This window comes from Olivibacter jilunii (assembly GCF_900607235.1).
Lineage (GTDB): Bacteria > Bacteroidota > Bacteroidia > Sphingobacteriales > Sphingobacteriaceae > Olivibacter > Olivibacter oleidegradans.
The window spans coordinates 57174-71650 of record NZ_LR027862.1; the positions used below are offsets into that span (position 1 = coordinate 57174).

The window sequence follows — 14477 nt, forward strand, 5'->3', positions numbered from 1 at the left end:
GCGTTTAATACAATAACGCTCCTTTCAAATACCTATTAAAAACAGCAAATTTCTTTGAACTATAAAATGGCCAAGTAGCCATTTGCTAGGGACCTTCTTCGGGGTGAGTCCAGGGTGAGTCCACATTGAGTCCAGGGTGAGTCCACGTTTTAAGTTAAAAACCTGGACTCACCCTGGAAATGATATAGATTGCATGTTCAATAAAGGCGAAGAAGATATGAAGAAAGTATAGACTTGGTATGAGGAAAAGAAGAACCGGAATTAATAATTGAAACGGCCAAGTATTGGCTAAAAGCGAATATATAAATTATGGCGAAGATTAACAAAAACGGACGACTGAGCGGAAAAAAAGGACATGAAGTTTATCGGGATGTAAATGGCGAATCCATCGTACAAAGTATGCCGAGAGTGGTAAAGCAAACCACCAATACCCGCATTGCTGCGCACGAATTTGGTATCAGCAGCAATGCAACCAAAATTATCCGACAGATAGGGAGTTTGCTTTTTGAGTATATGGATCCTTATGTTTCGGGCAGGTTAAATGCGGTTATGCAAAAATGCGTCAGTCAACTCCCGGAAGCCGCTGGCCACAAAAACCTAAACCAAATAGATCCTAGCCCCTTTATCGGTTTCCAATTCAATCCGGATGCTCCTTTTGAGAAAACCTTGCATGTTTTTCCCCGCTGTTCGATTCAGCCAGACGGTACCGTAGAGATCACTATCGATGCCATCACACCGAAACAAAATATTCCCTTCTTGCAACGCGATATCAATCCCGATCCCGGGGCTTTTCTCCGGGTCGCATTGGTAAGTATCGACTATGCGCAGGAAGCATATCAAATACTGGCACAGGAAGAAATTATGCTCGTTAAATCAAAAATGGAACAACCTCCGCTGCCCGCCACCTTTGATGTACAATGGAAATGCCTTAAAAAATTACCCAAAGAAGCCTTGGTATTTGTCTATTTTTCTTTGCATTATTATCAACTCGACTGGCTAGAACATCGAAAAATGATTGGCGAAAAAACAATGAATCCCGCCGGTTTCTTACACGCTTTTTGCGTTAATGAGGAAATGTATATAAAAAATCAGGCAACGGCCATCGGCCCCGACCATAAACCACTAAGAGAAGCTGAATGGTTTTACACCATACTTTTAGAAAAGAAGACCGAAATCGATCGTATTAAAGCAAAAGCAGAAAAAAAGAGGAAGAAATGATTTGTGACACAAATCAGTGAGCTACTTGCTTTCAAAAAATTAACTACCAAGCGATCAACTGTGCCATAACAACCTCATTCTTATTCTAGACTTTACAAACTTTCTTACAGTGGTCTCTGAATAATAGAAAAACCGCGATAAAAAGCATGCAAAGAACAAGTACAAACAAATAATAGAGAATCTTCTTGAAGAAAACTGATAAGGAAATTAAAACGTAAAGAGTTCTATGAAAAATTCAACACTTCAATCTGGTTAAGGAAACAAATTGAATCTCTCACAAATTAGTATTTACGTCGGCACTCGAGAATATAGAAGTGTCTTGAGTGCCAACAAAATTATTCTACATAATCAGCATCTGACAATGTCACTTTAAATACAACATCGTAGTTAGGAATAGGCACTTCGAAATCTCCATTATTAATTGGGTCTTCGCCATAAATATTTATTTGACCTACACTATACCTAACAGAATAGGCAATTCCATTAAAAGTGGAAGGCAATATATCATAAGAAGTTTCGCCATCTTCACTAATTGCCACGCTGACGTTTCCCTGCTCGATGTAATATCGATCCAACTCCGCAATCGGTAAAGTTGTTTGTATATTAAGCCCATTTTCCGAGACGCCCCACTCGTCGGGCGTTATTGTATAAATGAACGTTCGCGGTAAAACAGCACGTTCGACAACTTCTGTCTTTTCACACCCACTCATACCTACCAAACCTACTAAGGCAATCATTAAAAATAAATACTTCTTCATTCGCTATTTGTTTTTAGTTGTTCGTTATTGGTTATTCGTTGCCAGCCATTCGTTATTCGTTCTTGGTTGTTCGTTATTGGTGACGGCGTTCGTAAGGGCAATACTACTTAACTAGACTAGTTAATTGTTAACGGTTATCATTATTCGTACCAACATTATCACATTAACTAATTAGCTAATCCCCTATTCAACGTCTCAACCACTCAACGAGTATCTACTTCTTAGAGTGACAAAACATGAAAAGGTTTAAGCAAGAATCGCTCCATAATTTAATTTAGTGAATAGGGAGTAGTTAATATGGAGTATGGAGTAGCATTATCCTCTTTTTCAACGCATAGTGAATAACGTAATTTCACCTCATTTTGTTATCCTTGTAGTAGAAATAACAAAGATGCCATGACGAACATTCAAATAAAATACAATTTACTTGATGCCGCTTCACAAAAAGAGGTAAGCGACTTTGTTGATTTTCTATTAAACAAAAAGAAAAAAAAGTGGAGAATCTCTCTTCCTACAAAAAGAAAATATTAAAAGTTTCCGCTTGGGCAGAAGAAGATATTAAACGAATTGAGGAGGCTCAAAAGCATATTAACAACTGGGTCCACTCCCCTACTCAACTATTTTCCTATTCAACTATTGGCTAATTAAATCAACGGTTCGACTACTCAACGATTTAACAAATCCCCAACAAAAAAAGCGTCACGCAAATGCGCGACGCTTTTTTCTATATTAAGCTGATAGCCGATTGCTGAAAGCCCTTAGCTACTTACTATTGCTTCCGTCTTTCTCATCTTCATGCTCTTTCTCGATATCTGTAGGCTTAGCCGACTTCTTACTATCGCTCTTATGTGAGCCATTTACCACAATCTCTTCTTTTTCCTTATTGTAGTCAATTTCTAAAGTAGCGCCATCTGCTAAATCACCTTTCAGAATTTCTTCCGCAATTGGATCTTCCAAGTACTTCTGAATGGCACGTTTCAATGGACGAGCTCCGAAATTACTGTCAAAGCCCTTCTCCGCAATGAATTCTTTCGCACCTTCTGTTAAGTTCACGGTATAGCCCAAACCTTGGATACGGGTGAACAATGCTTTCAACTCGATATCGATAATCTTGAAGATCTCTTCTTTACCAAGTGAATTGAACACAATCACATCGTCAACGCGGTTTAAGAACTCCGGAGCAAAAGCGCGTTTTAAGGCATTCTCGATGACACTCCGAGAATGCGTCTCAGCCTGTGTAGCCTTCGCACTAGTAGTGAAACCTACGCCTTGACCAAAGTCTTTCAATTGACGGGCACCGATATTCGAAGTCATGATAACGATCGTATTTCTAAAATCCACTCTTCTACCCAAACTATCGGTTAACTGTCCTTCGTCCAATACCTGTAATAGCAAGTTGAACACATCCGGGTGAGCTTTTTCGATTTCATCTAATAGAACTACAGAATACGGTTTGCGACGTACCTTTTCAGTTAACTGACCGCCTTCTTCATAACCGACATATCCTGGAGGCGCTCCTACCAAACGTGATACAGCAAATTTTTCCATGTATTCGCTCATATCGATCTGGATCAAAGAATCCTCGCTGTCGAACATAAAACGTGCTAACTCTTTCGCTAATTCCGTTTTACCGACACCTGTAGGCCCTAAGAAGATAAAGGAACCGATTGGTTTTTTCGGATCTTTCAAACCGGCACGGGTACGTTGAATCGCCTTCACAAGTTTCTTCACCGCATCGTCCTGCCCGATAATCCTTCCTTTCATCGATTCGGCCATGTTTAGCAGCTTTTGGCTGTCGGTTTGTCCAACACGTTGAACCGGAATACCGGTCATCATCGACACCACTTGAGCAACATCATCTTCCGTAACGGTATAACGTTTGGTTTTCGTTTCTGCTTCCCAAGCTTGCTTTTCACGATCCAACTCTTCCAGTAATTTCTTCTCCGTATCACGAAGCTTAGCAGCTTCCTCATACTTCTGACTACGAACTACTTTATTCTTCTCCACTTTGATATCTTCGATTTTCTCTTCAATATCAATGATGCTCTGAGGAACATGAATATTTGTTAGGTGAACACGTGACCCTGCTTCATCCAAGGCATCAATTGCCTTGTCCGGCAAGAATCGGTCAGTAATGTAGCGAGTAGTTAAACTCACACAGGCTTCAATCGCCTCCGGTGTAAAAGTTACCGCGTGGTGCTCTTCATACTTATCCTTGATACGGTTAAGAATTTCAATCGTCTCCTCATGCGTTGCCGGTTCGATCATTACTTTTTGGAAACGACGGTCTAAGGCGCCATCCTTTTCAATATACTGGCGATATTCATCCAGCGTAGTAGCTCCGATACATTGAATTTCTCCACGTGCCAAAGCCGGTTTAAACATGTTCGAAGCATCCAGTGATCCGGAAGCTCCGCCGGCGCCCACGATGGTATGAATTTCATCGATAAATAAAATCACATCAGGTGATTTTTCGAGTTCATTCATCACCGCCTTCATCCGCTCTTCAAATTGACCGCGGTATTTAGTACCTGCGACTAGGGAAGCCAAATCTAAGGTAACTACTCTCTTGTTAAAGAGCACCCTAGAAACTTTCCGTTGTACAATGCGCAAGGCTAAGCCTTCGGCAATAGCCGATTTACCAACTCCCGGTTCACCAATTAAAATCGGGTTATTCTTTTTACGACGTGAAAGAATCTGAGATACGCGTTCAATCTCTTTTTCACGTCCAACGATTGGATCTAAACGTCCTTCTTCTGCAGCTTTGGTCAAGTCGCGACCAAAGTTATCCAGTACCGGGGTTTTCGATTTAATATCTGACACTTTTTTAGGTTGGCTGAAGCTATCTTCATCGCGGAAATCATCATCTCCCGCAGCCGAACCGGCTGCTTGGTCGGTGATTTCCGTTTTGTTCTGCTCTACCTCAGCTTTGAAAATATCATAATTGATATGGAATTGCTGAAGTATCTGAGAAGCAATATTATCTTCGTCTCTTAAGATAGAAAGTAATAGATGCTCGGTGCCAATAATTTCGCTCTTAAATATCTTAGCTTCTAGGTAAGTAATCTTGAGCACTTTTTCCGCCTGCTTCGTCAGTGGAATATTGCCAAGATTAGCCGAAGTGGATGACGTCCCTTTTACAGCCTCTTCGATGGAGCGGCGTAAACGGGCAGTATCTACCCCCACATGCTTTAATATTTTGATTGCTAAACCATCTCCCTCGCGGATCAGGCCCAGCAAGAGATGCTCGGTGCCGATGTAGTCGTGTCCAAGTCGAAGCGCTTCTTCCCTGCTATAGGAGATAACGTCTTTTACGCGTGGCGAGAATTTTGCTTCCATGAATGTATTTACCTTTCTTTTAATGCTCTAATGTATAAAATTATTAATTAAAACTTTGAGCGCTTTATGTAACTTTTATCAACAATTACGCCATTTCTCTCATATGCAATTCTTGTCAGTCTTTATGATACCTAAAGTTACGCGTTTATGACTAAATATCGCCATCTTTGCAGTAGAATTTTATCACGAATATGTCAGACGAGAAAGTAATATTTTCGATGGCCGGTGTAAATAAGATTTACCCGCCTCAAAAACAGGTACTAAAAAATATCTATTTATCTTTTTTCTACGGTGCTAAAATTGGCGTAATTGGTTTAAATGGCTCCGGAAAATCTTCCCTCTTAAAAATCATAGCCGGTTTAGACAAATCTTACCAGGGTGAAGTTGTTTTTTCTCCGGGGTATTCGGTGGGTTATTTAGCGCAAGAACCTATTTTAGACCCCGCAAAAACAGTGAAAGAAGTAGTGGAAGAGGGAGTCGCTGAAACGAAGGCCATCTTAACGGAATACGAGGAAATTAATGAAAAATTCGGGTTGCCGGAGGTGTATGAAAACCCGGATGAGATGGAAAAATTAATGAATCGACAAGGTGAACTACAGGATAAAATCGACGCCACCGGTGCTTGGGAATTGGACAATAAGCTTGAACGGGCCATGGATGCCCTGCGCTGCCCCGACCCCGACGCATCCATTGCCAATTTGTCAGGAGGCGAGCGCAGAAGAGTGGCATTATGTCGGCTTCTACTTCAAGAGCCGGACGTGTTACTGTTAGACGAGCCAACGAACCACCTGGATGCCGAGTCGATCGACTGGCTGGAACAGCACCTACAACAATATAAAGGAACGGTGATTGCGGTAACACACGATCGCTATTTCTTGGATAATGTGGCCGGATGGATTTTGGAGCTAGATCGCGGGGAAGGTATTCCTTGGAAAGGCAATTACTCTTCCTGGTTAGATCAAAAGGCTAAACGTCTGGCACAGGAAGAAAAGACGGAAAGTAAACGCCAAAAAACACTCGAACGGGAGTTGGAATGGGTGCGGATGGCTCCGAAAGCGCGTCACGCTAAATCCAAGGCCCGTCTTTCCAATTACGAAAAGTTGGCTTCTGAAGAAACGAAGGAAAGGGAAGAAAAGTTGGAGCTCTTTATTCCTCCAGGCCCTCGTTTGGGAAATGTAGTGATTGAAGCGCAAAATGTAACCAAGGCTTACGGCGATAAAGTGCTGTTTGAAAACCTCACTTTTTCACTTCCTCCTGCGGGCATTGTTGGTATTATAGGACCAAATGGTGCAGGAAAAACTACATTGTTCCGATTAATCACCGGACAAGAGCAACCGGACAGCGGCTCCTTCCGGGTAGGAGAAACCGTTGCATTGGGTTATGTGGATCAAATGCATGACGACTTAGATCCGAACAAAAACGTCTGGGAAAATATCACCGGAGGGCACGATAATATCGTCCTAGGGAATCGCACCGTTAATTCCCGGGCTTATGTTTCCAAATTCAACTTCAATGGTGCCGACCAGCAGAAAAAAATCGACGTACTATCGGGCGGTGAGCGCAATCGCGTGCACTTAGCCATTACCCTTAAGAAAAGTTCCAATGTTTTACTGCTGGACGAACCAACCAATGATATTGATGTGAATACGCTTCGAGCGTTGGAGGAGGGTCTCGAGAATTTTGGTGGCTGTGCCGTGATTATATCACACGACCGTTGGTTTTTAGATCGAATCTGTACACACATCCTCGCTTTTGAAGGCGATTCCCAAGTTTATTTCTTTGAAGGAAACTACTCGGAGTATGAAGAGAACCGGAAGAAACGATTGGGAGACACGGGACCAAAGCGGATTAAATACAAGAAGCTGGTGAAATAGTTGCGAGTTATTAGTTGTTTGTTATTAGTTATTAGTTGTTCGTTATTGGTTGTTCGTTATTAGTTGTTCGTTATTGGTTATTAGTTGTTGGAGACGTTAAATAGTTGAGTCGTTGAGAGGTTAAATGGTTGAGTCGTTGAGTTGTATCCACTTAACTAACTACTTCCCTATTTAACTACTTGACTATTCCCCTACTTAACTACTTAACTACTTCTCCACTTAACTATTTCCCTATTCAACGAATTAACTAAGCTCAAATTTCATCCACGATTCTCCCTCCCCGCCAAACACAAAATATTGAGGGTAAAGAATTTCTGCCAAAAGCTCTACATCATCTGCGGCCTCGGGCAAACTAGCAAGTAAGTGCTTTTCGCCGTCAATTAAAAACACCTTATTTTCCTTAATAGCCGGCGTGTTTTCCCATTCCTCATCTGCTAAAAAGCCTGGGATTTCACCTAATAATTGAAACATACTCCTATTTTGAGCTAGAAAGATGAAAAGCTCAGGTCCCTTCGTATCCAGTCCTTCGTTATATACCCTTCCCCCTGCAGTTCGTATAATGGTATTAATATAAGCCTCCAGTTCGTTATCAAGCGTCGATTCGGCTACCACTTTAACAGTAGGTCGTTGGTTATCTGCTATAAATTTCAGTTTGTGAACCACGATATTAATACGCTCAGCAAGTTCTTCGATTAGTTTTTCCGCTTCTCGAGACACGTTCAAGCTTGTTCCTATGTAAGAGATGCGCTCATATATTTGATCAATATGATGAAGTTGCTGTGTTAAGTTGATGTCTTCTTCCAGTAGTTTTACGCATGCTTCATCCAAACCTAAAGCCTTCACAACTGTCGATAAATACGAGGTATAATCTTGCATAGTTTTATTGTTTACGAAGCAAACTTAGATAAAATGAGGGGTATAAAAAAGGGCTGCTAGGATATAATCACTAACAGCCCCCTCTTTAAAAATTGTTTCTTATTCGCTCAATTTAACTTCTCTCGTTATAGAAGTATTGTCTCCTTTTATTTCGTTCCCATCAGGTCCTACCAACGTTAATTTGACTTTTAGATTTCCTTTTGGAGCTCCCTTGATTTCATAAGGTCCCCATTTATCCAACGTGATCGTAGTGTCATTAATCTCTGCTTTCACTTTGTTGCCCGAAGCCGATAACTCCGTGTTCACTAGGTAGAAGTCAAGCAATAAGTTCTCGGTATCTTTTCCCTTATATTCGCCTTTCGGACGACTATAGAATAAAGCGGCATCCGCAGGAACGGGTAATTCCTCATATTTTCCCTGATCGGTAATTTTGAAATGCTTTAAAACATAAGCCTTTGGCTCTTTTATGGATTCATGGTAAGAACGTGAAAGAAAGGACAATAAATAGTGCTCGGTTCCTTTCTTCAGACTTACACTATTTTCCGGTTTATAAAGTGCGGTATAAGGCTGGTTGTCCAAAATAAAATGGATATGCTGCCCTTCCGCTGAATTAGCCATATGATCCGCATTATGATCGGCTGTATGTTCTGTCAACGTAAAATTCTTTACCGCATATTTAACCTCCAACTTCACTGAATCCTGGGAAGCACCCGGTGTAGCCGTAATAGAAGAGACGGCCAATTCAGCACCTGGAAATGCCTTTGAATCTGCGACAGGTGTAACACTGATCGCACTCGTTGCAGCCTCAGTGGCAGTAGTGCTGTCGGTTCCTTCTGTTGATTTTGTGCCAGATTGATTACATGCCGACAAAGAAGCTGCTATGAAAGCGCCCGTTGCCAGCGTCATGATTTGAGATTTAAAGTTCATATTGCTATTTTTTTACGATAAGTACTAATAAGATTAATATCTAATCTAATAATACAGCTAAGTAACGTATTTTGTTTAAAAAGGACGAAGAATCTGATGTAAAATATTGGATATTTGTTATAGGCGTTGGGCTATAGGCAGTAAGCTTTAGGCACGCACTTACCTACAACATTACCACATTGGCTAATCAACTACTTAACTATTTAACGTCTCAACTATTTAACGACTTAACCTCTCAACAACCCAACGTGTTGATAATTAACCAAATGTTAACAAATAAACCACATTCTCTTTATCAGGAAACACTTCAAATGCGCTAACTTTATAGCAAAGATCGATACGCAGGCAAGGGCTATTTAGATTTTAACGTAATACCTTTAATTTATGACCTGGAAAAAATTTAGCGGAGAACCCATTCGCAAACCACTTCTCGAGGAAGTAAGCACAGCCATCTCGAAAGAATATGCATTAGGAAACAAGCTCAAAGTCTGCATCGGCACCGACTCGCAGGTAAAAGGGCAAATCACTGATTTTGCAACCGTGATTGCTTTTATCCGCGAAAAGAAAGGTGGCTTTATGTTCATTCACCAAGAACGGTCCCTGCTTAAAATGAGCATCAAAGAACGAATGCTCGCGGAAGTGCAGCGTTCTATTGAAACGGCTTATTCACTTTGCGATATTTTGGATACCTATCATGTCGACTTAGAAGTACATGCCGACATTAACACTAATCCTATGTTTAAATCCAATCAGGCACTTCATGAAGCTATGGGATACATTTTAAGTATGGGCTTTGTATTCAAAGCGAAACCGGAGGCTTTTGCAAGCTCAACCTGTGCGAATAAAATGGTGCAGTAAAGAAGTTTTTTGATTCCCAGTTGTGAGCTTTTTTTAAATGATGAGCGAATTTTGGACATAAGGTCTAGGTAACATGACATAGAACCATAGCTGTCAAAGGGATTTCGTTTTAAAAAAAAACCTTTATTTTGTCACTTTCTTCCGAAGAAAGTAACCAAAGACTCGTCGCTTGGAACTTTGCTTTAAACGGTAATGCATCAACGTGCAAACCGCAAATTTCCTAGGCGACATTGTGGCAGAACGGAGGGCTTTTACTTTTAACCGGACGTATTAGGTTTTTTAATATAAACACCTCCTTCTCTATGTTAAAACCGAAACTGACGGACCAACGGGAGAAAGTAATCCCAACTGACAGGCAAATAATTTGGCGTTTGTCTTGATACCTGCCTACCGCAGGCAGGCTTGATACTTTTGTATTGGTACCGTAATAACCACCTGCCTGCCGGCAGGCAGGTAAAGTAGTAGGACATAGGACAAATGGCTAACAACGAATAACCAATAACGAACAACTAAAAACAAATAGCAAATGAAATACATGTTCCTTTTCCTGATAAGCTTTCTACCGACATTTTCCTACGCGCAAGATCAGCAAGAGTGGTTGGTTAAAATAGGCGATAAGGCACCTGATTTTTCGTTCACTCTAGCCGACAGCAGCTTAAAAAACCTACAGGATTATAAAGGAAAGGTCGTGTTGATCAATTTCTTCGCGACATGGTGCCCTCCTTGCCGAAAAGAACTCCCTCGCGTTCAGAAAGAAATTTACGATCGTTACAAGACTAACAAAAAGTTTGAGTTATTCGTCTTCGGCCGTGAAGAGAATTGGGACAAACTGCGGCCATTCATTGAAAAAACGGGCTACACCTTTCCCATCCTCCCTGATGTGAAGCGGGAAATATTCTCAAAATACGCAAACAGCGGTATTCCTAGAAACGTCGTGGTAGATGAAGAGGGCAAAATCATCTATTTATCCCTTGGTTATACGGAAGAAGAGTTTGATAAGCTATTAGAAGTCCTGGATAAGAGACTTAATTAATCGCTTTATGTTGCAAGACTTCAATTGACACCTGTTGTCCAAGCTGATATCGATTCGGCATTTTATTAATACATCGCAATTGGAGCTTCTCAGCCGACAATATAATTTCTTCGTAAAAGCCTTTAAAAAGGATGTTCTGAATAGTAAATGGCGTAGTAGTCCGCACGATCTCATCTATTCGTATCCACTCCGGATGGATAATGATCTCTTTTGCACTTATCTCCGGTAATAGATAACTAGCTTCCTCCTCGGACAATATATTACTCCTTGCCAATAATCTAGCGGTATACGCATTGGGTGGATTATTGTAAATTTCTTTCGGGCTACCTGCTCCCATTAAATTACCGTCTTGTAAAATTAATAAAGCATCCGATAAAGCCAATACTTCACTTGGATCATGGGATACCATAATGACCGTTAGGCCGATCTCATCTACTATCTTTCGAATATCTTGTTGCAAGTGGTCGCGGAATGAAGCATCGACCTGATTAAAGGGCTCATCCATTAATAAGACCTGCGGTCCGGTCACAAGTGCCCGGGCGATGGCTACCCGCTGCTTCTCGCCTCCGCTTAGATCAGCAATACGTTGTTTGGATAGCCTCAAAATATTCAGACTGTTTAAGGCGATTTCCGTTTTATCGTGTTTTTCCAGTAAGTTGGTATTTGATAAACGAGACGCCACATTATCCCAAACATTGGCATAGGTATTTAAATCATCAAAGTGCTGAGATACCAGACGCATGTCTTCATGCCCCGGGATCAATTTATCAAAGGGCCCCGGCACCTTCCATCCTTTGAAACGAATTTCCCCTTCATCAGGACTTGCAAGACCGTAAATTAATCGCAACAACGTGCTTTTTCCGCTTCCACTTTCCCCTATAATCGCCGTGATTTTACCTTGCTCCACACCAAAGGAGATCTGGGTTAACCCTAAACTATCCGGTTTATCCGAAAAACGTTTTGATAAATTATCGACCTGAATATATGCTAGTCCTTGCTTTTGCGTATCCGAAGGAATAAAATCGCAGGAAGGGGTATTTGTATTATTTGCCATCAAAAAACATTACACTTATAGTGTAAACGCCTCGAAGATAAAAAAATTTTAGGCATTCATGAACTAGGTCGATCGTGACAGCGACTGATCGACCTATAAAAGCAACAGTTTTTAGAAGAAGAACATCAGTCCGAAAGACATATTTCTCAGGCCCTCTTGCTGTGGACTATTCTCAAACATATCATTGAAATAGTACTTGGCATATAAACCGACCCATTTATAGCCTACACGTGCAAAAGCACCATAACGGAATTTAGCATAATTAAAATCGTCTTTAACTTTCCGTTTGCCTTCCTCTTCACTCTTAAATTTTTGGCTTCCACTTAGCAAGAAACCTCCAATTGGGCCGTAGGCAATTCGTAAATCACGATCCATGCCCAATCGATGTTCGAAGGTTATCGGTATCCTAAGATAACTGGAGCTGAAACGGTTTTTGCTATAATGTATATCCGATTCGGTGTAGCTTAGCGGTGTAGTATTCCGGTCGAATATGATGTCATTTTTCAGGCGGATGTGGGTCCAATCAAAACCGGCAGACAAAAACAATCTAAACTTTTCGTTGAAGCGGTAGCCGAATTGGAAAACATCAAAGCCCACATTAATTGTTTTCCATGTTCGGTTCCTTAGAAAATCGTTCTCCGGACTAAGCGTAAAACTACCATTATCTAGTAAGGTAGCCAATCCTAAATCAAAGCGGGAAAATGTGATTCCTAAAATAACCTTCGGCTTCTGCTTCAAAAAGTCAGTACTCTTACTTTTATTTAAGCTATCGCAAGGATTACAACGTTCAACCTTGACCATATTATCTCCATCAGAGCTCCATTTGACGGTTAGCTTTCGCTTCCGTTCAGTTTTTACGGTGTCCATATCCGTTGTATCACGTATCCCCTCCACCTTCGATAATTCAGTATTGCTTGCCTGAACGGTGCCAATCAACGCTAAAAAAGTTAACCCTGTAAATAAAATATGCTTCATATATGTAGTTATTAGTTGTTCGTTATTAGTTGTTGGAGACGTTAAATAGTTGAGTCGTTGAGTTGTTGAGTCGTTGAGAGGTTAAATGGTTGAGTCGTTGAGTCGTTAAATAGTTAAGTTGTCGAGTCGTGGAGTCGTCAATTCGTATCTACTTAACTACTTCCCTACTTAACTACTTAACGATTCCTCTACTTAACTACTTAACTATTCCCCTACTTAACTACTTGACTATCCCCCTTACTTAACCATTCCCCCATCACAGCCTAACCTTCAATGCCTTCAAATCAACGGCTACTTTCAATGTGCCTTCATCATCACTGGCAAAAGACAGCACCTTTGCATCGCCATGATCAACCGAACCTACGACATAATTTAAAATCTCACCTATGCCGAAATTTTTCTTTTCTTGGCTCTTCATCTTTGTATCCTTTAACGTCGGAGTCTCAATAAAAGCAAACTGTAGCGCCGGTTGCTCCACGCGTCCATTACCTGGAGATACGGCGACTGATACTACCTCATTGACGATCATGGGCCGGTTGCCCGTGTCTTCCATAATAACATCGGGATCTGTCATTGCCCTATTTTCCGATACCGTTATTTTCCGCCCGTCTATTCGCTCCTTTAAATTCCTTTTCGCAGGGGATACGCTCCTATGAACCATCTTTTCGCCTTTACCGATTCCATTATTGCTTTTGGTCACCGGCAGTGGTAAGGCAGCCCCTTCGTCTTTGATAACTTCTTTCTTTGCACTTAAATATACAACTTTGCGTGGCTGTTTGATATAAGTTATCCCCACCCCTAAAGTAAGCGCAATCATGGCGGCTATCGACCACCTCATCAAGGCTCTCTTCACTTGAAGCGACCTTGCTCCCGATCCGGTTGTCTGCTGATCCAACTGTTCGGCGATATTCGACCATACTTTGTTCGAGACCTGCGGTTCAAAAGAATCAAGTTTTTTCCGAACTTCCTCATCAAAAATATCATTCCGCATACGATCCATAATTACCCCCTCTTTCTAACATTACCAATTTACTTTTTAACCATGCCCGCGCACGGGACAATTGCGATTTTGAAGCACCTTCGCTGATACTCAGTGCTTCTGCTATTTCTTTGTGTGAATAACCTTCCAGGGCATACATATTAAATACGATACGATAACCGTCAGGCAATTGTTGAATCAGCGCAAGCAAATCACGTACCTCCAGCCCTTCCATATCAAATGTCTGTTGTTCTTCGTCAAAAACGGCGTCAACACTTATTGTGTTCTGTATTCGCTTATTCTTCCGTATCATCTCTATCGCTGTATTTACAAAGATTTTTCGTATCCAACCTTCGAAAGACCCCTCGCCTCTAAAACCAGCTACACACTGAAACACCTTGATAAAACCATTTTGCAACATATCCTCTGCTTCCATCTCGGATGTGGCGTAACGCAAACAAAGGTTGAACATCTTCGAAGCAATTGCCCGATAGAGCGACTCCTGTGCCTTTCGCTCTCCCCTGCGGCAACCTTCCAATAGATCATCGATGGTGTATAATTGCTTCAAATTATGTTCCCTTTTTCT

Annotated in this window: 12 protein-coding genes; 4 read left to right on the forward strand and 8 right to left on the reverse strand. The window is 41.3% G+C overall.

What is annotated here, in order from left to right:
- Positions 1-309: 309 nt before the first annotated feature.
- On the forward strand, positions 310-1218 hold the full coding sequence (locus tag E0E36_RS27135) for a hypothetical protein (protein WP_130858542.1): 909 nt from the start codon (positions 310-312) through the stop codon (positions 1216-1218).
- Positions 1219-1553: 335 nt separating this feature from the next.
- On the opposite strand, the gene E0E36_RS27140 is transcribed toward E0E36_RS27135, so the two are convergent.
- Both E0E36_RS27140 and E0E36_RS27145 read right to left on the reverse strand, forming a co-directional pair.
- Positions 1554-1976, reverse strand: a complete 423-nt coding sequence (locus tag E0E36_RS27140) for a hypothetical protein (RefSeq protein ID WP_130858543.1) — start codon at positions 1974-1976, stop codon at positions 1554-1556.
- A 762-nt stretch (positions 1977-2738) separates the two neighbouring features.
- Positions 2739-5315, reverse strand: coding sequence for an ATP-dependent Clp protease ATP-binding subunit (locus E0E36_RS27145; RefSeq protein ID WP_130858544.1), 2577 nt, complete (start codon positions 5313-5315; stop codon positions 2739-2741).
- 191 nt (positions 5316-5506) lie between these two features.
- On the opposite strand from E0E36_RS27145, the gene ettA reads away from it, so the two are divergent.
- Positions 5507-7189: an energy-dependent translational throttle protein EttA gene (ettA, locus tag E0E36_RS27150; protein WP_130858545.1), complete on the forward strand. Its 1683-nt coding sequence runs from the start codon at positions 5507-5509 to the stop codon at positions 7187-7189.
- 243 nt (positions 7190-7432) lie between these two features.
- On the opposite strand, the gene E0E36_RS27155 is transcribed toward ettA, so the two are convergent.
- Entirely contained in the window at positions 7433-8065 is a 633-nt protein-coding gene (locus E0E36_RS27155) for an ABC transporter substrate-binding protein (protein WP_130858546.1), read from the reverse strand.
- Between the two features lie 99 nt (positions 8066-8164).
- Positions 8165-8992 carry a hypothetical protein gene (locus E0E36_RS27160; protein ID WP_130858547.1) on the reverse strand — a complete coding sequence of 276 codons (828 nt, stop codon included), beginning with the start codon at positions 8990-8992 and terminating at the stop codon, positions 8165-8167.
- A gap of 384 nt (positions 8993-9376) precedes the next feature.
- Between E0E36_RS27160 and E0E36_RS27165 the strand changes: the two genes are divergently transcribed.
- Complete coding sequence (locus tag E0E36_RS27165; protein WP_013663724.1) at positions 9377-9850, forward strand: ribonuclease H-like YkuK family protein; 474 nt, start codon at positions 9377-9379, stop codon at positions 9848-9850.
- Positions 9851-10376: 526 nt separating this feature from the next.
- Positions 10377-10883 (forward strand): TlpA family protein disulfide reductase, encoded by a 507-nt coding sequence (locus tag E0E36_RS27170; protein WP_207303822.1) that lies wholly within the window; start codon positions 10377-10379, stop codon positions 10881-10883.
- Here the strand turns inward: E0E36_RS27170 and E0E36_RS27175 are convergent.
- The 4 genes from E0E36_RS27175 to E0E36_RS27190 all read right to left on the reverse strand — a co-directional run bounded on the left by E0E36_RS27175 (position 10876) and on the right by E0E36_RS27190 (position 14459).
- The gene (locus E0E36_RS27175; RefSeq protein WP_130858548.1) at positions 10876-11937 is read right to left on the reverse strand and encodes an ABC transporter ATP-binding protein; all 1062 of its coding nucleotides are present in this window, start codon (positions 11935-11937) and stop codon (positions 10876-10878) included. The two genes, E0E36_RS27170 and E0E36_RS27175, sit on opposite strands and share 8 nt — an antisense overlap.
- 111 nt (positions 11938-12048) lie before the next feature.
- A complete protein-coding gene (locus E0E36_RS27180) occupies positions 12049-12912 on the reverse strand; it encodes an outer membrane beta-barrel protein (protein WP_013663728.1) in 864 nt (287 codons plus the stop codon).
- Between the two features lie 256 nt (positions 12913-13168).
- Positions 13169-13912 carry a hypothetical protein gene (locus tag E0E36_RS27185; protein WP_130858549.1) on the reverse strand — a complete coding sequence of 248 codons (744 nt, stop codon included), beginning with the start codon at positions 13910-13912 and terminating at the stop codon, positions 13169-13171.
- The gene (locus E0E36_RS27190; protein ID WP_130858550.1) at positions 13893-14459 is read right to left on the reverse strand and encodes an RNA polymerase sigma factor; all 567 of its coding nucleotides are present in this window, start codon (positions 14457-14459) and stop codon (positions 13893-13895) included. Before E0E36_RS27190 ends, E0E36_RS27185 begins: the two co-directional genes overlap by 20 nt.
- Positions 14460-14477: the final 18 nt, after the last annotated feature.

Excerpts from the sequence above, each read along its gene's own strand:
- E0E36_RS27140 (WP_130858543.1), bottom strand. The coding sequence starts at position 1,976 with ATGAAGAAGTATTTATTTTTAATGATTGCCTTAGTAGGTTTGGTAGGT.
- E0E36_RS27145 (WP_130858544.1), bottom strand. The coding sequence starts at position 5,315 with ATGGAAGCAAAATTCTCGCCACGCGTAAAAGACGTTATCTCCTATAGC.
- E0E36_RS27180 (WP_013663728.1), bottom strand. The coding sequence starts at position 12,912 with ATGAAGCATATTTTATTTACAGGGTTAACTTTTTTAGCGTTGATTGGC.
- ettA (WP_130858545.1), top strand. The coding sequence starts at position 5,507 with ATGTCAGACGAGAAAGTAATATTTTCGATGGCCGGTGTAAATAAGATT.
- E0E36_RS27135 (WP_130858542.1), top strand. The coding sequence starts at position 310 with ATGGCGAAGATTAACAAAAACGGACGACTGAGCGGAAAAAAAGGACAT.
- E0E36_RS27155 (WP_130858546.1), bottom strand. The coding sequence starts at position 8,065 with ATGCAAGATTATACCTCGTATTTATCGACAGTTGTGAAGGCTTTAGGT.
- E0E36_RS27175 (WP_130858548.1), bottom strand. The coding sequence starts at position 11,937 with ATGGCAAATAATACAAATACCCCTTCCTGCGATTTTATTCCTTCGGAT.
- E0E36_RS27170 (WP_207303822.1), top strand. The coding sequence starts at position 10,377 with ATGAAATACATGTTCCTTTTCCTGATAAGCTTTCTACCGACATTTTCC.
- E0E36_RS27185 (WP_130858549.1), bottom strand. The coding sequence starts at position 13,912 with ATGGATCGTATGCGGAATGATATTTTTGATGAGGAAGTTCGGAAAAAA.
- E0E36_RS27160 (WP_130858547.1), bottom strand. The coding sequence starts at position 8,992 with ATGAACTTTAAATCTCAAATCATGACGCTGGCAACGGGCGCTTTCATA.
- E0E36_RS27165 (WP_013663724.1), top strand. The coding sequence starts at position 9,377 with ATGACCTGGAAAAAATTTAGCGGAGAACCCATTCGCAAACCACTTCTC.